The following is a 20,689-nucleotide window of genomic DNA, read 5'->3' as shown; positions in this document are numbered from 1 at the left end:
AAGTATCTGTAGTTAACCTTGCTCAGTTTTACGAGCGAATCATTTTGTCACTTCCTCAACCATTTGAACAAATACAATAACTAATAACAGCACTTTTAGGATCATATAATGAATATAATCAAAACCTCAGGGCTTGTCCTGTCGGTATTGGCTGGGCTGTCGCTATCAGGCTGTTCGGTAACACACAACGTCACGGCTACAACAACGATGACACAAATTAGCAATCCACTGTCGCTTGAACAAATCTATAAAGATAAATATTTCAAGGCACAGCGTAGCACTTACTTTAAATGGCTTGATGATGGCACCGGTTATACAGTACTTGAAGAGCGTGAAAGCGAAAAAGATAAAAAAGACGACGCTGAAAATGCCAATGCAGATGACGAAAAAGAGCACGGCGTAAAAGGCAACGACATTGTGTTTTACAATGCCGATGGTACTGGCCGCAAAGTTCTAGTTGAGTTTGAAAAACTACTGCCTGAGGGCGCAGATGAGTCATTTGCAATCGAAAGCTACCAGTGGTCAAAAGATGGCAAATGGTTGATGGTATTTACCAACAGTGAGCAAGTGTGGCGCTCTCGTAGTCGCGGGGATTTTTGGTTACTCAATCTTGAGACCAATCAATTACAGCAATTAGGTGGCGCAGATGTTGAACCAACTAAATTAATGTTTGCTAAGTTCTCACCAGATAGCTCAAAAGTGGCTTACGTGCGCGATAACAACATTTATATGCAAGCGGTTGGCAGCAACAAAGTAACAGCGCTTACAACCGATGGTAGCGCTAAAATCGTTAATGGTAACTTTGATTGGGTTTACGAAGAAGAATTCAGCATTGCTGATGGCTTTCGTTGGAGCCCAGATAACAAATCAATCGCCTATTGGCAGCTAGATACCAGCGGCGTTAAGTTTTTCACCATGATCAATAACACCGACGAGCTCTATCCTACCTTAAAAGAGTTTCCTTACCCAAAAGCCGGTGAACCTAACTCGGCAGTACGCGTGGGGGTTGTTAGCGTTGCTGATAAGAAAACCCGCTGGGCCAAACTTGAAGGCGATAACCGCGACCGCTATATTCCTCGTATTAGCTGGGCAGGCACCGGTAAGGAATTAATGATCCAAGACTTAAACCGCCCGCAAAACCACAACAAGGTTTGGCTGTTCGATTGGCAAAAACAGCAATTGACCAAAATTTTAGAAGATAAAGACGATGCTTTTATCGAGTGGTTTTACAAAGCCAACTGGTCAAAAGATGGTAAGTTCTTTATTTGGCACAGCGAGCGCGACGGCTGGCGTCACCTTTATCGTGTATCTCGCGATGGTAAAACCATTATCGATTTAACCCCAGGTGATTACGATATTGTTGATATGCTGGCGCTAAACGAAGATAAAAACGTGATGTATTTTACCGCTTCGCCAGACAATGCAGGTCAACGTTATTTATTTAGTACGTCTTTGGATGGTAGTAGTAAACCTGTACGCGTAACGCCTGCTGAATTTCAAGGTTCAAACAGCTATTACATGTCTAAAGATACCTCATGGGCAATGCACACTTACTCACAATTTGGCACGCCGCCAATTAAAGAGATCATTAAAGTAAGCGATCACAGTAATGTTAAAACCTTAGTTGAAAATAAAGAGCTGAAAGAAAAACTCGCTGAGCAAAGCTTACCAAGCCACGAGTTCTTTAAAGTAAATGCGCAGGATGGCACTGAGCTTGACGGCTACATTATGTTCCCTAAAAACATGGATAACAGTAAAAAATACCCAATTATTTTTTACGTGTATGGCGAACCATGGGGCTCAACAGTGCAAGACCGCTTTGAAGGCGACAGCTACTTGTATAAATCACTATTAACGCAAAAAGGCTTTATTGTGGCATCGGTTGATAATCGTGGTACACGCGCACCAAAAGGCCGTGATTGGCGTAAATCGATTTATAAAAAAATCGGCTCAATCACAGTACAAGACCAAGTTGATGCGCTTGATGCCATGGCTAAACGCTGGGATGTAATAGACACCGACCGTGTTGGTGTATGGGGTCACTCAGGCGGCGGCAGCTCAACCCTTAACTTATTGTTCCGCCATGGTGATAAATTTAAAGTCGGTATTGCCTCAGCGCCGGTGCCAGACATTCGCTTGTACGACACTATCTACCAAGAGCGTTATGCAGGTAATCCAAAGACCGATCCTGAGAGTTACGACAATACTTCGCCAATTAACTTTGCCAAAAACCTAACCGGTAAGCTATTGCTTATTCATGGTACAGGGGATGATAACGTTCATTACCAAGGCTCAGAGCGTTTAATTAACGAGCTTGTTAAGTACAACAAACAGTTTGAGTTTTTCTCATATCCAAATCGCTCACATAGCTTACGAGAAGGCAAAGGCACTACCTTGCACTATCACACCATGATGGCCGATTTTTTTGAAAAGAACTTACTAAATAAGTAATTACATTAAAAAAAGTTAAAGGCTAAAAAGCCACACGTTAACCATTGTTTGCGTGTGGCTTTTTTAATCAAAATGTAACGGGGGTTTACAGCTAAGGTAAAGCTTTTGACCAGTAGAGAGTTAATTTGAAGCAGTGTTAGTGAGCCCTTTAACTTTTTAGATTTCGTTTTTTAATGATTTTATTTTGCACTGGCTAAGTATTTCATCAACAGTATTTGCTATTACATTAGTTGGCACCAATTCCTGTTGATTAGAAGCGTTTAGTGCATTTAATGAAAGAGTGAACATCTCCTCGTCGCTTGCTGCTGACCAAAAGCCTATTAATCTATAATGCTCATTAAACGTAGCTTTCCAAATTGATAGCTTTGCAGTACGTTGCTCCCAAATATAGTTTTTAGAATGTAATAAAGTCACCGTATAAAAAAGCTCCTCTTCCCACATTTTTTCATATCTTTTGTGTGAGTCTTCCACAATTTCAATCTTCGATGCTTCTTTCGCTGAGTTTTTAAATAAAATAGAGTCGTGCTCAGGTCTTATAACTCCTACTGTAACGGTTATTATTTTATGTTCATCTATAAGCTGAAAGTCATATTTGAGGTCATTATCATACTTTTTCTTATTAATTGTGACTGCTTGGCCCTCGATAGAGGATATTTCGCAAAACATACTCGACTGGCTACGCCCATGAGCACTCAATGAAATGAGCAATAAAATTAAACAAAAAAAACTATATTTTGAAATATTGTGTATCACTAAACGATCCTTTTAAATAATTAGTACAAAGAGTTAGAGCTTACATCTGTCTTAATTATTATCTAAAAACTAGACGGAAAGAATAGCATTAGATAAAACCTACGAGCAACGAGGCAAACCATCTGAATTGATGTTTCACTCAGATCAAGGAAGCCAATACGGCGCAAAGAGGTTTTAGCAAAAGTTATTGCGTTACCGGATAAAAAAGCATGAGCCGCCGAGGGAATTGTTGGGACAATGCGCCGATGGAGCGCCTATTTAGAAGTTTAAAAACAGAATGGGTTCCCTCATTGGGTTATAGTAATTATCAAGACGCTGAAAAAGATCTTAGCTTCTTGATGAATTATTATAATTGGCGCAGGCCACATAGCCATAATCACATGGTGTAGCAGAAGAAAAACTTAATTCACTGCTTGGAATTAGTTGACCACAACAAACACAATCTTACCGTGCGTATTTTTAACCAAATCGTAACGGGGTTTACAGTGGGTGCTTAAATCGCCGGTAGTGTTACTGTACTTTATTACCTGATATGGTGATTAAGCTGAGCGATAAAATCGCGTTTTAGTAACGATTTAAACAGGAGTCATTAATGGCAACTACACTGGCGTTTGATGTATACGGTACACTTATAAACACTCATGGCGTGGTGTCGTTACTTGAAAATATGGTTGGCGATAACGCACACGCATTTTCAACTACCTAGCGTGAAAAACAGCAAGAATACTCATTTAGATGGAGCTTAATGCAAAACTATATGCCTTTTTCTGTGTGTACTGAGCATGCGCTTGATTATGCCTGTTTACTGCACAATGCCCGAAAAGACTTGGCAAGATCTTCAAACGTCGATATTGTCGTAAGGGCTTATCAGACTGTTTGGAAGTCATAGTCGAATACACAATAAAGATACAGAGTAGATAGCCATACCCTGTACCTTTGAGCGTTTATTCCCATCTTTTTAAGTAGTACTCACCCGCATCGTTCTCGTCTGCATATAAATTTTCTTCATATTCAAAGGTTAACGGGTCGGCATCGACTACCTTATACACTTCCCAGTAAACATGCTTAGCATCTTTTGAAAAACGATCGGCTATTACAGTGAAAGTGTTTGGATCTGCACCCTCAACTACAACATTATAATAAAAAACCTGAGATCCTATACGGACAAATATTTTTTCATCTTCATCAAGAATAACCACATCTTCAGGTTCAACACCGACAAGTTTATTATTTCTGCTATACACTTCGTTATTGTAAGCATAAAAATTATTTGTAATGTCTTCAACATCATCAGTAGGAACCAGAATCACCCGCGTTGGGCTTAAGTGAAGAGAATTCCATTTCCACATCTTCTCAAGCTCGCTGGCATCAGACCGGCTCACTTCTGCCACCGTTCTATTGTCAACAATATAACCGTTGTAGTAAACGTGCTTACCATCTTTGGCAACAGAATCATTTAATACTTTAAATGTAGATGGATCACTTTCTGGAATGGGTGTATTAAAATAGTACGCTTGATTTTTATCTTTTCTGTAGTAAGGCGTAATCACCGTAAAGCCATCGGCTACCATGCCTTCAACAACCTCACCATGTGAATAAACATGCTGTCCGTCTACGGCATACTCATCATTAATAATTTTAAAACGACTGGCTTCGTTACTAATTATTTTTCCCTGATAAATTACCTGCTCACCATGACGAATATAACGCTCGTTCGCATTTTTAATCGCTTCAGGCATTGTTTTACGTGGAAATTTGTCATCGATGTAGTAATATAAATATTCTTTATCCATGGCGTATGAGCCCAACAAATAAGAGAACGAAGCGGCGTCTGCACCTTCTATCATTTGTCCATAACAAAAAACTTTGCCACCACTAACAAGATAACCAGATTCATCTTTACTTGTATTAATACCCGATGTTATCAACTGAATTGAATTAGGATCAGCACCCTCAACCCGTCTTCCGTTGTAATAAACACTATTATTATCTCTAGCGTAAGACTGACTAATCACACTGAACGTATCAGGGTCAGCTCCTTCTACTGGAGAGCCTCCAATTTGGAAAAAATTGCCATCTAAAACATAAACAACTTTACCGTCTTGTAGGTAATATTGATTGCTAATTTTACTATCAAAAGCAGTCGCGTTATGCGTGCTAGGATTATTAACATATAAGCCAATAATAAGAGCAATTAAGGCACCAACAAGGGGGATGACTAAAAATATAATTCCAATCCATATGAGTATTTTCATTTATCTTTCCATAGCTATTAAATATATCAGCGGATAAAATAACATATTTATAGCGCCATGTTTAACGGGCTGCTAATGATTAACACAAGATGAAGAGGGCGTTCATAATTCTATGCCATAACATAGTAGGCAATTTAAAAGATCATTTCGAAAGAATGAATAACCCCTAATTGCTTAGTGTGAACTTACATAGAAACCCAGGGGAGCAAATATTGACTTCAGACATAATATTTATTGACTGACCCTTTATCCTTATTTTGCCTATTAGACAAAGTCTAAAGCAATAAGATAAATCAGTAACCCCCTACTTTTAGCTATTACTTAATTTGATTTATAACTAGCATTTATAAATTCAACAGCCCTTCTACCCATTCTAAAACTAGGCGTGTATCTCGGGTTTGAAAACGCTGTTTATTGGGTATGTAATAACAAAACTCAGATTCAACTGCTTGAGTATTAAAGTTTTTAAGTAACTCGGTGTTTAATAATCGTTGTACTAGCGTGGTTGAACAAAATACCAGTCCTGAGCCTGCCATAGCTTCTTGAATGCCAAATAGCTCTTGGTCGAAGGTTTTAATAATAAACAAAGCAGGATCTAAGTTGTTTTGAGTAAGCCATTGTTTAATTGGAGGCTCACTTAGCGCGTTGTTTTTCCATTTTGTGGTATAGAGCGTAACAGGGCCATTTTGCCATGGGATATCGGCGGCTTTGTATGAGCCAAACAGGTTAAAATGTTCGGTTTTTATAATGTCATCTGCGTTTATATTGCGCTGCTGGCCAAAGCGAATGGGTAATGTGTGCAATTGTTTGTCAATGGCTTCACTGGTTGATATATCTACCTCAAGATTGGGCTGACTTTTTGATAATTCCTGCAATGCGGGTATTAAGCGCAGGGCGGCCAGTGACGAGGTGGTGGTTATTTTAACTGTTGCCCCTGTGGCTTGCACAGTTGCCAGTGCTTGGTCGATGCGGTTAAAGCCGTCACTTGTGGCCGCACTTAAATATTCACCAGTGGGAGTGAGAGTGATCTTTCTTACTTGGCGGTAAAATAAATCCACATTTAAACGGCTTTCAAGATTATTTATATGGTGTGAAATCGCTGTTGGCGTGAGTGAGAGTTCATCAGCGGCGGCTTTAAAGCTGCCTAAACGCGCTGCAGCTTCAAAGGCTTTAAGCGCTTGTAGTGATACTTGCATAAGTGATATTGGCAAATAATAAAATTGACTATAGATGAGTATAACTTATTTATAGCTGAGGTTAACTCGTTTGTGAAAAGCCTCTGTTAGTTGGATGATGACCGCACAATTACTAACAGGATAAACAGCATGACCACCCTACTACACATTGATGCAAGCATCAGAGCCGTTAAAAATGACAATCCAGATCACGATTCAATCTCTAAAAATATAGCTAAGCGTTTTATAGAGAGCGTTACTCAGCAGCAAAGCATAGATGAGTATATTTATCGTGATGTAGGTGTGAATCCGCCGCCTTTTATTACCCAAGACTGGATAGGTGCGGTATTTACTCCTGATGATAAAAAGACTAATGAGCAAAAGCAGTTACTGGCGTTGTCAGACTTACTCATTGCAGAAATTGCTGGTGCTGACATTATTGTGATTTCCTCGCCTATGTATAACTATGGTATGCCAGCGCAGCTGAAAGCCTGGTTTGATCTAGTTGTTAGGATCAACAAAACTTTTGATTTTGATCTGGCCCGTGGAAACTTTCCGCTGCTGCCTTTACTTGGCGGTAAGACTTTGGTTGTGATCACCTCAAGCGGTGAGTTTGGTTTTGAGCAAGGTGGTATTCGTGAGCATATGAGCCATTTAGTGCCGCACTTACGTACGTTGAGCAAATATTTAGGCGTGAGCACAATTCATGAAATTGCCTGTGAGTATCAAGAGTTTGCCGATACTCGTCATCAACAATCACTAGAAAATGCTTACAGTCGAGCTAAAGAGCTTGCGCTGCATCTCAGTTATGTTGCTGCTTGAAAGCTCTTATTTAACGGCTTCCTGAAACTGCGCTAAGTCTAGCTTTGTTACGGCTATGTCTTCTTTGTTAACTGCGTAGCTTATAAATAAGCTTTTTTGCCAAAGATAACTTTTTGGGTAGCTGTAACCAATGCGTTTGTATTTACCTTGATACTGCATGGTCGGTAGAGTTTGTTGGTCACGAAAAGTCATAACCACGTTGTTTGCTTTATTGATAAACCAGCTAGGCTCTAGCTCATCGCTAACATATTTACTAAAAGGCCGGTTGTTAGGCTTTTAAATCCTGTTCAATAACGCCTTTTAGTGACGTGCCTGCTTTATTTAATACCGATTTAAACTCACCCCAATTTATGCCACCTTCACTTTGGCTATATAAAACATGTGTATTTGGGCCATCTTCGTCTTTTTTTGAGGATTGCATGAGGTAATTATCGTTATGTATCATTTCGATACTAGCAAGCCATTAACTCAGCGGCTACTGGGTTTGCATAAGCTAGCTTTAAACATTAGTTGCTTGTATTATTTTTACTCAAAACGTAATGGGGGTTTACAAAAGCGATCTTTGTTTACGTGTGGTAAATTCAAAAACTTATATTCTTAATGACAAGCTAACTACCACGCGGCGGCCAAATTCTTCAGCTTTGAGTAATGAACTGGCGCCGTCAGTTTTTGCTGTACGGGTGAGTGTTTCATTGGTGGCATTAAATAAATCTAAGCGCAGGCTGGCATTGGCTGAGTAAAACCAGCTAAAGCTTAAATCTGTGCTGGTGTAGCCTTCAACATAACTATTGGCATTATTACTAATGTCGTGTTGCTCCAAAAAGTCACTACGGTAATTAATATTAAATGCAGCTTGCCATTTATCATCACTGACCAAAAAGCGCAGGTTACCTGTCCAGTCAGAGACTCCTGCAACTTTTAAGTGATTGCCAGCTAAGGTGCTTACATCAGCTTTGTTTATATGGGTGATGCTTGCTGATAATTGGCTTTGTAAGAACCACTGGCTATATTGCGGTAATTGCCACTGGCTACTTGCTTGTAAGCCATTGACTTGAGCTTGGCCATCGTTAGTACGTTGCAAAGAGTTGTAATGCTGGCCTTGATAATTAAAGCTTGCTGCTTGCTCAACAATAAAGTTATTCATGTGGTGATTAAAGCCCAGCAATTGTGCGCTGACGCTTGGTTGTTGCCAGTTAACGGAGAGGGTACTAGTGTTGGCTATAACCGGTTGCAAATTGGGGTTACCAAGCTCTGCATAAGGTAGACCTCCTGAGTTTACATGCAGCTTTGGGTTTAAATCTGAGTAATTCGGCCGATTTAAAGAGCGGCTAAAGCCTGCCCGCCATTGCCAAAATTGCGAAGGCTGCCATTTTAAATTAACTGACGGTAACCAAGTGCTATCATTATTGCTGCTATTGATGGGCGCTAATTCCCCTGTTGTTGCATGCTGTGAGCCTTTTGTTTCACTTAATGTATTGCTGTATCGCAAGCCTGTACTTAACGTTACTTGCTCAAATTGCCACTTTGAAGAGATGTATCCTTCCTTTGATACAAACCTTACTTTGTAACTATTTAATCGGTCACTATCGCTCATTTCAGCGAACGATAAATCAATATCATAAAGTTGAAAAAGGTCACTTTTTGGGATTAGCCAAGGCTGTACATCTGCGTTGATAAACTCAGCTGAAAATTTATTAGTGATTGGTTCAAGCCAACGACCATCTAAATTAGGTAGTTGCTCTAAAGCCGAGGGCGATAAACTTATATCTTTGCGGGTGTAGTCATAATTTTGAGTTGAATGTAAAAAGCCGATATCCAGCGCTTGTAAGCCCCAATAATTTTCACGACTCCAATGACTATCAATGCCCCACTCGTCCACTTCATTAAGCACATTAATAGTGCGTTTGCTCATTTGATTAATATGTGAGTAGCTACTTACCAACCCTAGGTTGCCTGCAAAATTAAAGCTATCAACCGATTTATTTTGTAAAACTACGTTTGCCTGCATAGGCGAAATAGCCCCATGAACGCGAGAGATAGGTTCTTTGGTTTTACTGTTTGCTTTACTGCTACTGTAAAATGGCGAAAGCGTTAAGGGTAAATGCGCACTTGGTTGCCAGTTAGCATCAACTTGTATGGTTTGGTTGGCATAATATAAGTTGGATTCTTCACGGCTAGTTTTGGCATTTACATCGTTAAACACAAATTGGTTTAAGCTATTATTTTCATCGTTAACCTGTGCTTGAGCTGACTGACTTTGTGGGTTAATTGAAATACGGTGCTCATCAAACGAAAAGTCAGTATCTGATCTAAACCACAGAGTATTAAGCTTTAAACGCTCAGTAGCTTGCCAGGCTAAAGCGCCATAATATGTTGCGCGAGTGCGATCTTCGTTTTCTATGGTCAGTGCTAAGCCATCTGTAGGCACCAAGATGTTTTTATTAATATCAGGCCATTGGTAAGGCTGCGGTGCGCCGCCATTTTCTCCCCAGTGCCAGGTTTCAAACTGAAACTGACGTTGCAGACGGTTTTCATAGTTCATTTTTACCATCACAGCTAAGTCACCATCTGCTGTTTTGGCATTGCCTGTTAATCCAAAGCTTGGTTGAAGGTTTTGTTCACCTTCAAGCGCAGCGGTGGTGAGCATAACTTGTAGGTTATTGTCTTGATAAGCAAGGGGGTCATCGCTGAGCAAGTTAACTGTAGCGCCTACTGCACCACTAGGAAGGCTTGAATTTGTGGTTTTATACACCGCGATATTTGAAAATAACCCTGCGCTAAATATATCAAAGCGATGTTGTTGCCCATATTGGTTTGAATTTCGAACGTTTTCGGTATTTGCAAGGCGATGACCATTAAATAGCGTTAATTGATACTCAGCACCCAATCCCATCGCATTAATATTGAGGGCTTCACCGCGATCGCGGGTAATGCTTATGCCGGGTACTGCTTGTAGTGCCTCGGCAAGATTTTCAGCTGGCAGTTGATTGAGCATTGCGCCTATTGCTATTTCGCTTTGCCCTACATAGTTACTCTTTATTTGTTGGGCGTAGTTAATTGCTTGTTGGTAATTGTGGTTATAGGCATCACCATTGGATGGTGTAGGTAATGACTCGGTTACTGTTACTTCTTCAATCACCTGCGTATTGTTAGTTTCGAGTATTGATATTGCCGTTGCTGGTACTGATGTTGCGGTTTGAAAAATAACGATGCCAGAAGCGGTTTTTTGCCAGCTTAATTGCCTAGGAGTCAGCCATAAATCAAGAGTTTGCTCAAGTGTGGTTTGAGTTCTGGGCTCTGGGCTCAACGGTTATGCCTGCTAGTAATGAGGTGTTGTATATTATCGCAGTGGAAAACCGTTTAGATAGGTCAGTTAATTGCTCTATTAAACTGGCCGTTGCGGCATCTGCTGCAATAGAAAAAATCGAGAGTGCTACACATAAAAAACTGCTTATACGTAACATCTATGAACGGCCTTGCTACTTCATTAATAAAACGACAGTGTGCAGAATATAAATGAACAATTTATGACAATGCCACCAACTGCAAAAATATGCTCAAACTAGTTTGTTGGCGACAATACAATACTGTCGTCAAAGCGATTAACCTCAAGCTGGTTTAATTGCGCGATTAAAGATGCCGCGCCAACGACATCGGTTGTTTTAAAACGACCGCTGACTCGTAAGTTAGCATCCACATTACTCAGAACTAATGGTTTGTCGGTATAGCGATTAAGTTGAAAAATAGCATCATTAATGGTGACATTTTCTAAATCAAGCCAGCCAAGTTGCCAATCAGGCTGCTGTGCTTTAAATGTACTTACAATAATATGATTATTATGAACGCGAGCTCGCTGCCCTTTTACTAATTCTACTCGCTGTGCGTTATCTGGTGTGGTTACCGCCACCTTGCCATGAAACACATCAATTGTGGTTTCGCGTAGGGTTTTATCGATATTAAAAGCGGTGCCTAATACGCTTATTGTTGCGTTACCGGTATTGATGGTGAACGGGCGATGTTCATCACGTTTTACTGAAAAATAAGCTTCGCCTTTACTCAGGGTTGCTTGTCTGGCTTTATCGTTTTCATTAAATTGCAAATTAGTGTGTGTATTTAATGCAACTTCAGAGCCATCTGACAAAGTAATATCAGTGGCTTCAGTGGCAAAATACTGTTGTGCAGCAACGAGCGAAGAAGCTTCAGGGGTTACCTCTGAGCTTAATTGCATAACGCCAACCACGGCGACAATAATACTGGCTGCAAGCGCACTTCCCCACAACCAAAAAGGCTTTTCTTGGCTAGGTTCTGCCTGTGTTGGCTGATTCACTTGTGTTTGTGAGTCTAATTTTTGTAATGCTGCAATGAGTGCGGCATCTTGCCAAATCGCTTGCTTAAGTGGATCTTTATTTTCATCGTCATGTTTGGATGAGGTGACCATGTTATTTCTCTATCTATCTCTATTATTGATATAACGACTTAACGTTCATTAAGGGGACACTTAGTCGGCAATAAATTCGCTGATTGCGTCTTTGAGCATATCCATCGCGCGGGAAATATGCTTTTTTACCGCTTCTTCTGATAACCCTAAGCTTTGCGCTATTTGTTGGCGGCTTTCGCCATGTAACCGCCTTCGAGTAAACACATCACGACGTAGCGCAGGCATTTGTGTGAGTACCTGTTGATATAAACGCAGTCGTTGCTCATGGTCGAGTAAGTTTTCAAGGGAAAGCTCTGTACTTAATGGCTCATGCTCTAGGCACTCGGGATATTTACTTTGCTCTTTGTGATGGTCAATCACTAAATGATGTGCCATCCGATAACCATACGCTAGTGGGTTATCAATATGATCGGTACATTCTATTTTTAATGCTTTGAGCAACAATTTTTGAAATAAATCGTCCGCATCGGCTTGTTCACCAACCGCCCGACGAAAGAAACTTTTTAATGCATCTTGATTCGCAATAAAACATTTAACCAATGGTCGATGAGATTGACTTTGCTTGCTTGCAAGCGATAGAGGCGGTTGTGTTTGCGATATCATTTTATTGTATTTACAGCATTTTCCTTTAATTAGGCGCCATACTAGAGCAAAAAAGTGGATATTGATGTGATCATTTGATGACATTTTTATGAGCGCGCTGTCGCAAAACCGACATAAAAACTTCATCAAATAAATACGTCCCCTATTAAATTTTTGCACCGTCATTAGAAGCGAAATCAATTTAAAGTCGTAATACATACAACAGGACCAACATGATGACTAAGCGAATTTTTACTCTATCACCGTTAGCATTAGCACTTAGCTCGTTATTTGTAGCACCAAGCTATGCACAAGAAACTGAAAAAGAAGATCAAGCGATGGAGCAAATCGTCGTAACCGGTAGTTATATTAAAAGCTTAGAGCAAGCGATTGATTTAAAACGTAGTAATATTGGCTTTTCTGATTCGATAGTCGCTTCAGATATTGCGGATTTTCCTGAGCAAAACTTAGCCGAAGCGCTACAGCGTATGCCAGGGGTGACTATTGAGCGTAATAAGGGCTTAGGTCAAAAGGTGAATGTACGTAGTTTACCGAGTGAATTTACGTTCGTATCAATCAATAATCTTGCTACGGCATCGGGCAGTGGCGGACGTGATGTTGAATTTGATATGTTTGCCTCTGAAATTATTCAAAGTGTTACTGTAAAAAAATCATCAACGGCTGCGGATGAAGAAGGCGGTATTGCAGGTTCAGTCGCAATCACAACAGCAAGACCATTTGATTATGACGGCCGTAAGTTAGTGGCATCGGTCGAAGGGGCTTATAACGAAATATCAGAAAAATCAGATCCTAAACTAACCTTTTTAGCCAGTGATACATTTGGTGATTGGGGGGCACTTGCCTCGTTTGCATTCTCTCAACGGACTAATCGTACTGATAGTAATTCAGGGATCGATTTTCGCCCCCTTTCTCGATTTTTAGAAAAGAAAGGCTCATCGCAATGGCAATCTGACCAAGCTGCGGACGTATTAGAGCGTGATACCGGTATAACAATTAATGATCGCTTTGATAGTGATGAAACAAGCCGCGTGGTGTTTTTAAATAAAGTAGGCGATCGTTCATACTTAACAGAGCAAGAAAAATGGGGTGCAACACTATCATTACAATATAAACCTAGCAGCGAATTTAGCTTAACCTTTGATGGCTTACTGGGTAATTTTGATGATCATGAAGACGAATATGATGCATCCGCTTATGCCGCATCAAGTGTTAGCTCTTTAGAACGCATTAATCAATATGATAGCTCTACGCTAGGTGATTACGGTATCACTGTTCTAACCGACGTTGACTATGCGGCTACTCAACACGAATTTTTAAGTAAAGAAAACAGCAGTGATACTGACTATCAGCAATTTAGCATTGCGATGGACTGGTTAGTGGGTGAGTGGGATGTGTATGGTTTAATCGGCTACAGTGGCGCAGATAAAACAACCGAGACGACCAACTTAAAGCACACGGCTTATCGTGCAACACGTTCTCGTTATACCAGTACCGGCGCAGAAACTATCCCAAGTGATAACCCAGATACCTTTGATATGTATAACTCACCAGAGGCTTATTTATTTGATTATAACGAAGTAAACCTTGAGGCTATTTCTGATGATAAATACGCAGCGCAATTGGATTTTTCACGTCAGTTAAATTTAGAGTTTTTCCCTGCGTTAAGTAAAGTACAGTTTGGTGCTCGTTATACAGATAAGTCAAAACAACGCGACTACGGTACAAACCGCGTAACGGGCCCATCAGCGGGCGACTCGTCTTGGGTCGGCACGCGTACCCTTGCTGACAGCCAGCTTAGCAGTATTTCAGATCTTGTTAATGGTGGTGAGTACTTGTCTGAGGTGTCTTCTAAGCAAGGTTGGAGTCAAATTTCTAATCGTTATGCTCGTAACCAACTTAGATATGAAGGCTTTGGTGTTGATTTCGAACCAGACCAATATTATCAAGTAGAAGAAAAAACCACGGCTATTTATGCAATGGCTGATTTTGCTTTTGATATTGGCGATATGCCCGCAACCTTGAATACCGGTGTGCGTTATATTGATACTAAAGTTGATTCATCAGGTTATCACCAAGTACAAAATGATGATGGCTCAACATCTTATACGTCAACACCAGTCTCTAAAAGTGGTGGTTACACTGAAGTACTGCCAAGTATTAACTTTACCCTTGAGCTTAATAATGACTTAGTTTTACGTGCTGCGGCATCACAAACGCTTATGCGTCCATCATTAACGGATATCGCTTATAAACGTACAGTGAGCTTAAGTGAGTTTAAATATCGCGATGGTAACCCTGATTTAAAACCAACCTATGCTGATCAATGGGAACTGGGCTTGGAGTGGTATTTAGAAGATGGCGGCTTATTAGCGGTTTCTTACTTTGAAAAAGAAATTGAAGGCGTCGTACGTGAATCACTCACTGGTGTTGTTAATGGCGTAACTAAGTACAATGATAATGGTACTGTTGACGGTGTTTATGATTTTGATGTTTATCAAAAAGTGAATGCCGAAGGCTCGTATGATGTTAGTGGTGTTGAGTTTATTGCACAAATTCCATTTGCTCGTTTTAGTAGCATGTTAGAAGGTTTTGGTGTCAATGCTAACTACACGACATTAAATAACTCCTTAACGGGTGCATCTGACTTAGGTATCCCTACCCCGCCAGAGGGGCTTGCAGATGAAACCTACAACCTGACTTTTTATTATGAAAATGAAAGCTTTGATGCGCGTATTTCATATAACTATAAAGACAAATACGTAGAGTACATTGAGCGTGATATGTATCCAGTTTATCGTGATGCGTATGGTCAAACAGATGTCTCATTTGGTTACAGCATTAATGATTCAGTAAAATTCACATTAGAGGGCATTAATATTACCGATGAAGCGACTAAAGGATATACATTAGATCCAGCTTTCCCATCAATGTATGAGTTCTCTGGAAGACGCTTTGCATTAGGTGTTCGCGCAATATTTTAATATATTATAAAGCTAATAACCGGAAGCATTTTGCTTCCGGTTTTTTTGTTTAAAGTGTTCCAGTCACAGGATATTTAAAATGAAGTTTCTCATTTCATTGCTCATTTTTTTGAGCTGTACACCGCTTTTTGCTGCGCCGGCTACAAACACCCAAATAGCCTTTGTTCCCGACATTCACTTTCACGATATTTATGGGGACTTTTCTGATGCGGGGTTTGCGGGCATACCAGTCGATAAAGCAAAGGATGCGGTGAGCATCCGTAGCATGCAGGCGCAAATTCATTCAACTCGCTTATTTAATGAAAACTACTTTGCGTTAATCGCCACCCTTGATGATATTGCCGCTAAAGGCGTAAAGCTAGTTGCCCTGCCTGGGGATTTTACTGATGATGGCCAACCTGTGCATCTTAATGGTTTAAAAACGATACTAGACGATTATGCAAAAAAGTACGGTATGCGTTTTTTTGCTATTCCAGGTAATCATGATCCGGTTCGGCCATTTAAAACCGCCGGCGGAAAATCAGACTTTTTGGGTTCTAAAGGTCAGCAAATTGGTATTTATTCAACCGATCATCCTCGTTGTGAACATGTAGCTAAAGATAATCACTCATTAGTATGCAGCGATAAAATCGCGCATGCTGGTTATCAAGAGCTTGTAGAGATAATGGCACCGTTTGGTTTGCAGCCAGATAGCCGCGACTTACTCTGGGAAACGCCATTTGGTGAGCAGGTATCGCTGGTTGAACGTAGTTATTCGCAATGCGCGAAGAATAATAAAGCACGTTGTAAACAAGTCCCCGATACCAGCTACTTAGTAGAGCCTGTCACTGGGCTTTGGCTATTGGCAATTGATGCGAATGTGTATGTTCCTGAGTTTAAAAATGGCACGTTAGTGTTTCAAGGATCTGGCAATGCGGGTTATAACAAAGTATTGACTGAAAAACCTTATTTGATGAAATGGATCACCAATGTTGTTAAACGCGCGAAAGAGCAACATAAAACCTTAGTTGCGTTTAGTCATTTTCCGATGGGGGAGTTTTACGATGGCCAAACGCAGTCGATTAAATCTTTGTTTGGTGAGTCTGCATTTCAGCTAGCTCGAGAGCCTGAACTTAATACCCGTAAGTTGTTAGCAGAAACAGGTTTAAAGCTGCATATTGGTGGCCATATGCACATGAATGACACTGCAATTATTGAAACTGAGCATAATACATTATTTAATATACAAGCCCCTTCGATAGCGGCTTATCGGCCTGCTTACAAATTAGTTACTCTCAATAACCAACTCGCTAAAGTCGATACAATAACGATTGATGATGTGCCTCATTTTGATACGTTATTTAGCGCTTACCAAACAGAGCATGACTATTTACAAAAGAATGCGCCTGCACAAGTATGGGATAAACGTATTTTAACGGCTAAGAACTATCAAAGTTTTAGTAAGCAACACTTACAAGCATTGGCGAGGTGGCGATTTATCCCTCGTGAGTGGCCCGCGGACTTTCGCGATAAAGTACAGAAAATGTCGTTATTAGAGGTTATTTCCTTACTGAGTGATGACAGTGGGCTATCAAAAGTACAACAGCAACAATTGCAGACTAAAACAGTGCTGGATTTTATTGCTGATTTTTATTTAGTGCGTAATGCCGGCTCACTGGCTTTCACTGATATAAGTGAGTCCACACAACAGACTTACCAAACTATGAGAGAATTATTAAATAGCACGGCTGAATGTAAAAATAAATTGGCTAGAAAAAGTAATAATGACGGGACTCTTTGTCAGCTAAAAATAGCACTTACGCAAGCTTTCTCTATTTATAGTAATCTTAGCAATGCGCTACCTGATCAATGTCTAATCATTGATATGTCAAAAAAGACATCACTGCATGACTGCAAAGATAATTAAGTAATTCTGTTATCAAGTTAAACAAGCATAAAAAAGCGCGAGAATATTAACTCTCGCGCTTAAGTTATAAACTGTTTTTTTGCTCTAATTAAATATCAAAGCGGTCTGCGTTCATTACTTTCACCCATGCATTAACGAAGTCTTGTACAAAGCGCTGTTTGTTATCGTCTTGCGCATAAAATTCAGCAAGGGCTCGTAAAATAGAGTTAGAGCCAAACACTAAATCTACGCGGGTCGCGGTCCATTTTGTATTACCGGAGCTGCGCTCAACAATGTTATACGTGCTTTTACTTGCCGGTTCCCAGCGATAGTTCATATCGGTTAGGTTAACAAAAAAATCATTGCTTAATGTGCCTACATTATCGGTGAATACACCATGCTGGCTGCCACTGTGGTTAGTGCCTAGTACACGCATCCCACCAAGTAGTACTGTCATTTCAGGGGCTGTTAACCCCATCAGTTGTGCTCGCTCTAAAAGTAGCTCCTCGGCTGAAACAGCATAATCTTTTTTCTGCCAGTTTCTAAAGCCATCATGAATTGGTTCTAATACATCAAACGACTCTGCATCGGTCATGTCGTCGCTCGCATCGCCGCGACCTGCTGCAAATGGTACGGTGATATCGACACCCGCAGCTTTTGCTGCCTGCTCAACGGCTGCTGTACCGCCAAGTACAATTAAGTCCGCTAAACTCACCGGTTTGCTTAAACTTGCTTGTACTGTTTCAAGGGCCGTTAACACCTTAGCAAGTTTTTCAGGCTCGTTACCTTGCCAATCTTTTTGCGGGTTTAAGCGAATGCGTGCACCGTTGGCACCACCACGGTGATCAGAGCCACGATAAGTACGGGCGCTATCCCATGCAGTGCTGATCAAGTCACTGGCGCTAATGCCTGCATTTAGCAGTTTGTCTTTAAGTTCGCTAATTTCAGCATCAGATAATGTGTAATCTACGCTTGGGATGGGATCTTGCCAGATCAAATCTTCGCTTGGTATATCTGCACCTAAATAGCGAGATTTAGGGCCTAAGTCACGGTGAGTGAGTTTAAACCAAGCCCGTGCAAACACATCAGTGAAATAGTCAAAATCATTATAAAAACGTTCAATAATTTTGCGATAGCTTGGGTCCATCTTCATTGCCATATCGGCATCGGTCATAATCGGGTTTAAGCGAATTGATGGATCTTCAACATCAACAGGTTTATCTTCCTCTTTAATGTTTACCGGTTCCCATTGGTTTGCACCCGCTGGACTTTTGGTAAGCTCCCATTCGTAATTTAACAGTAGATAGCAATAACCGTTATCCCATTTAGTTGGGTGAGTTGTCCACGCACCTTCAATGCCTGATGTCATAGTATCGCGGCCTATCCCGCGCGTTTTATGGTTGTTCCAACCTAGGCCTTGCTCAAATACATCTGCGGCTTCAGGCTCTGGGCTAAGATTCTCTTCGCTGCCATTGCCATGGGTTTTACCCACCGTATGGCCGCCCACCGTGAGCGCTGCTGTTTCTTCGTCATCCATCGCCATGCGAGCAAAAGTTTCGCGTACTTGTGCCGCAGTTTTGAGTGGATCTGGTTGGCCGTTTACGCCTTCAGGGTTTACGTAAATTAACCCCATTTGTACTGCAGCTAACGGGTTTTCCATGGTGTCTGGTTTTGCTACGTTGTCGTAACGTTCATCACTTGGCGCAAGCCATTGCTTCTCCGCGCCCCAATAGACGTCTTTTTCTGGATGCCAAATGTCTTCACGCCCGCCGGCAAAACCAAAGGTTTTTAAGCCCATTGATTCATAAGCCATATTGCCGGCTAAAATAATTAAATCGCCCCACGATAACTTATTACCGTATTTTTTCTTGATAGGCCAAAGTAAGCGACGTGCTTTATCAAGGTTAGCGTTATCAGGCCATGAGTTCAAAGGAGCAAAGCGTTGGTTACCTGTACCGCCACCACCACGGCCATCAGCTAAACGGTATGATCCTGCTGAGTGCCACGCCATACGGATCATCAAGCCACCATAATGACCCCAATCGGCAGGCCACCAATCTTGGCTTTGTGTCATCAGATTTTTTAAATCGGTTTTAACGGCTTCAAGATCTAATTTTTTAAATTCTTCAGCGTAATTAAAGTCATCGCCATAGGGATTAGGTTTAGTATCGTGTTGATGAAGAATGTCTAAATTTAAGGCCTTTGGCCACCAATCAGTATTGGAATTAGACGATTGTGTATTGCTACCATGCATGATTGGGCATTTACCCGCACCTGAATTGCTCATTTTTAGCTCCTTTATCGGAATATAAAACTCGGTCTATAAATCGCTATGTTGAAAAGCTTAGTTCATAACAATTAACTTGCTACTGAATGTAATACTTTGATTGATAAACCTTGTTGAAGTTCATCCCTTGTACCAATATAGAATATTAACGATTAAAAACTAGATCTAGATCAATACTTTAAAACGATTGCAGCCATCTATTAATTAGATGCAGTTGCCTAAAGTAAGTTAGCTACAGCCATGCAAAACCCTTTTTCGTGATGGGCCCTTTTGAAAATTAACATCAGTACTTAAGCTATAAATATAGCGCGCTAATCAACTGTGGCAGTTTGCTTATAAATATTTAAAATTAATCCAATTGTTTAAATTAAAATGTTACTTTCTAAACAGCTATTAAAATAGGGTGGAAAATGCATGATTGACTTTATTGCTGTTTTTATTACTTTTTTTGCTGTTATTGACCCCATAGGCACGGTGCCAGTATTTGTTGCCGTGACCGAAAAGTACGATGCAAAAACGAAACGGCGCATTGCACTAATGGCTACATTGGCTTCGGCCGCAGTGCTGATATTTTTTGTCGTGATTGGCGAAATAATCTTAAAAGCCTTATCTATTCCCTTACCTGCGTTTCAAATTTCAGGGGGAATTGTTTTATTTTTATTTGCATTGAGTATGATATTTGGTGATAGCAAACCCGAAGAAGAACTCAAGCTGCTTGTTAAATCGGATAAAGAAACCGCTATTTATCCGATAGCTGTTCCCTCGATTGCCAGTCCTGGCGCTATTTTAACGGCTGTATTGTTAACAGAAAACGCTATTTTTAGTATTTGGGAACAACTGCAAACAGCGTTAGTTATGCTATCTGTTTTGCTTGTGGTTTATATATTAATGCTGTTATCGGGCTATATCAGTAAAGTGATTGGCAGTAGTGGCGCCAGCGTTATTAGCCGTGTGATGGGGCTAATTTTATCGGCAATTGCTACAACAAATATACTCACAGGGTTTACAGAGTATTATAAATCGGTGGTAGTTTAATGTA

Annotated in this window: 14 protein-coding genes and 2 pseudogenes; 7 read left to right on the top strand and 9 right to left on the bottom strand. The window is 40.6% G+C overall.

Features of this window, described 5'->3' with window-relative positions; genetic code table 11:
- Positions 1 to 108: 108 nt before the first annotated feature.
- On the top strand, positions 109 to 2,451 hold the full coding sequence (locus tag H5186_RS04425; protein WP_182794164.1) for a S9 family peptidase: 2,343 nt from the start codon (positions 109 to 111) through the stop codon (positions 2,449 to 2,451).
- 156 nt (positions 2,452 to 2,607) lie between these two features.
- Here H5186_RS04425 and H5186_RS04420 read toward each other — a convergent pair whose 3' ends face one another.
- Entirely contained in the window at positions 2,608 to 3,204 is a 597-nt protein-coding gene (locus H5186_RS04420) for a hypothetical protein (protein ID WP_182739325.1), read from the bottom strand.
- A gap of 85 nt (positions 3,205 to 3,289) precedes the next feature.
- Between H5186_RS04420 and H5186_RS22985 the strand changes: the two are divergent.
- Positions 3,290 to 3,631: pseudogene (locus H5186_RS22985) on the top strand (integrase core domain-containing protein); the annotation flags it as partial.
- A gap of 165 nt (positions 3,632 to 3,796) precedes the next feature.
- A pseudogene (locus tag H5186_RS04410) lies at positions 3,797 to 4,015 on the top strand (haloacid dehalogenase type II); the annotation flags it as partial.
- 133 nt (positions 4,016 to 4,148) lie between these two features.
- Here the strand turns inward: H5186_RS04410 and H5186_RS04405 are convergent.
- On the bottom strand, positions 4,149 to 5,459 hold the full coding sequence (locus tag H5186_RS04405; RefSeq protein ID WP_182739327.1) for a DKNYY domain-containing protein: 1,311 nt from the start codon (positions 5,457 to 5,459) through the stop codon (positions 4,149 to 4,151).
- Between the two features lie 344 nt (positions 5,460 to 5,803).
- On the bottom strand, positions 5,804 to 6,655 hold the full coding sequence (locus H5186_RS04400) for a LysR family transcriptional regulator (RefSeq protein WP_182761131.1): 852 nt from the start codon (positions 6,653 to 6,655) through the stop codon (positions 5,804 to 5,806).
- A 129-nt stretch (positions 6,656 to 6,784) separates the two neighbouring features.
- Here H5186_RS04400 and H5186_RS04395 point away from each other — a divergent pair, with 129 nt between their 5' ends.
- Positions 6,785 to 7,456 carry an FMN-dependent NADH-azoreductase gene (locus H5186_RS04395; protein WP_182717303.1) on the top strand — a complete coding sequence of 224 codons (672 nt, stop codon included), beginning with the start codon at positions 6,785 to 6,787 and terminating at the stop codon, positions 7,454 to 7,456.
- A gap of 6 nt (positions 7,457 to 7,462) precedes the next feature.
- Here the strand turns inward: H5186_RS04395 and H5186_RS04390 are convergent, their stop codons facing one another.
- From H5186_RS04390 to H5186_RS04370, 5 genes are all read right to left on the bottom strand, one after another.
- A complete protein-coding gene (locus H5186_RS04390; RefSeq protein WP_182739330.1) occupies positions 7,463 to 7,648 on the bottom strand; it encodes a hypothetical protein in 186 nt (61 codons plus the stop codon).
- A gap of 76 nt (positions 7,649 to 7,724) precedes the next feature.
- On the bottom strand, positions 7,725 to 7,877 hold the full coding sequence (locus H5186_RS04385; protein ID WP_182739331.1) for a hypothetical protein: 153 nt from the start codon (positions 7,875 to 7,877) through the stop codon (positions 7,725 to 7,727).
- A gap of 168 nt (positions 7,878 to 8,045) precedes the next feature.
- A complete protein-coding gene (locus H5186_RS04380) occupies positions 8,046 to 10,763 on the bottom strand; it encodes a TonB-dependent receptor (RefSeq protein ID WP_182794163.1) in 2,718 nt (905 codons plus the stop codon).
- A 255-nt stretch (positions 10,764 to 11,018) separates the two neighbouring features.
- On the bottom strand, positions 11,019 to 11,894 hold the full coding sequence (locus H5186_RS04375) for a FecR family protein (RefSeq protein ID WP_182717307.1): 876 nt from the start codon (positions 11,892 to 11,894) through the stop codon (positions 11,019 to 11,021).
- A gap of 60 nt (positions 11,895 to 11,954) precedes the next feature.
- The gene (locus tag H5186_RS04370; RefSeq protein ID WP_182739334.1) at positions 11,955 to 12,497 is read right to left on the bottom strand and encodes an RNA polymerase sigma factor; all 543 of its coding nucleotides are present in this window, start codon (positions 12,495 to 12,497) and stop codon (positions 11,955 to 11,957) included.
- 212 nt (positions 12,498 to 12,709) lie between these two features.
- Between H5186_RS04370 and H5186_RS04365 the strand changes: the two genes are divergently transcribed.
- Together H5186_RS04365 and H5186_RS04360 are read left to right on the top strand one after the other, a co-directional pair.
- Complete coding sequence (locus H5186_RS04365) at positions 12,710 to 15,478, top strand: TonB-dependent receptor (RefSeq protein ID WP_259400279.1); 2,769 nt, start codon at positions 12,710 to 12,712, stop codon at positions 15,476 to 15,478.
- A gap of 79 nt (positions 15,479 to 15,557) precedes the next feature.
- Complete coding sequence (locus tag H5186_RS04360) at positions 15,558 to 17,384, top strand: metallophosphoesterase (protein WP_182794162.1); 1,827 nt, start codon at positions 15,558 to 15,560, stop codon at positions 17,382 to 17,384.
- Between the two features lie 88 nt (positions 17,385 to 17,472).
- On the opposite strand, the gene katG is transcribed toward H5186_RS04360, so the two are convergent.
- Positions 17,473 to 19,650, bottom strand: a complete 2,178-nt coding sequence (gene katG, locus H5186_RS04355) for a catalase/peroxidase HPI (RefSeq protein WP_182784039.1) — start codon at positions 19,648 to 19,650, stop codon at positions 17,473 to 17,475.
- Positions 19,651 to 20,064: 414 nt separating this feature from the next.
- On the opposite strand from katG, the gene H5186_RS04350 reads away from it, so the two are divergent.
- The gene (locus H5186_RS04350; protein WP_149980324.1) at positions 20,065 to 20,685 is read left to right on the top strand and encodes a MarC family protein; all 621 of its coding nucleotides are present in this window, start codon (positions 20,065 to 20,067) and stop codon (positions 20,683 to 20,685) included.
- The last annotated feature ends 4 nt before the right edge of the window (positions 20,686 to 20,689 follow it).

Source organism: Pseudoalteromonas sp. SG41-2 (assembly GCF_014164535.1).
GTDB lineage: Bacteria > Pseudomonadota > Gammaproteobacteria > Enterobacterales > Alteromonadaceae > Pseudoalteromonas > Pseudoalteromonas rhizosphaerae.
This window is presented reverse-complemented; position numbering and strand designations above follow the sequence as displayed.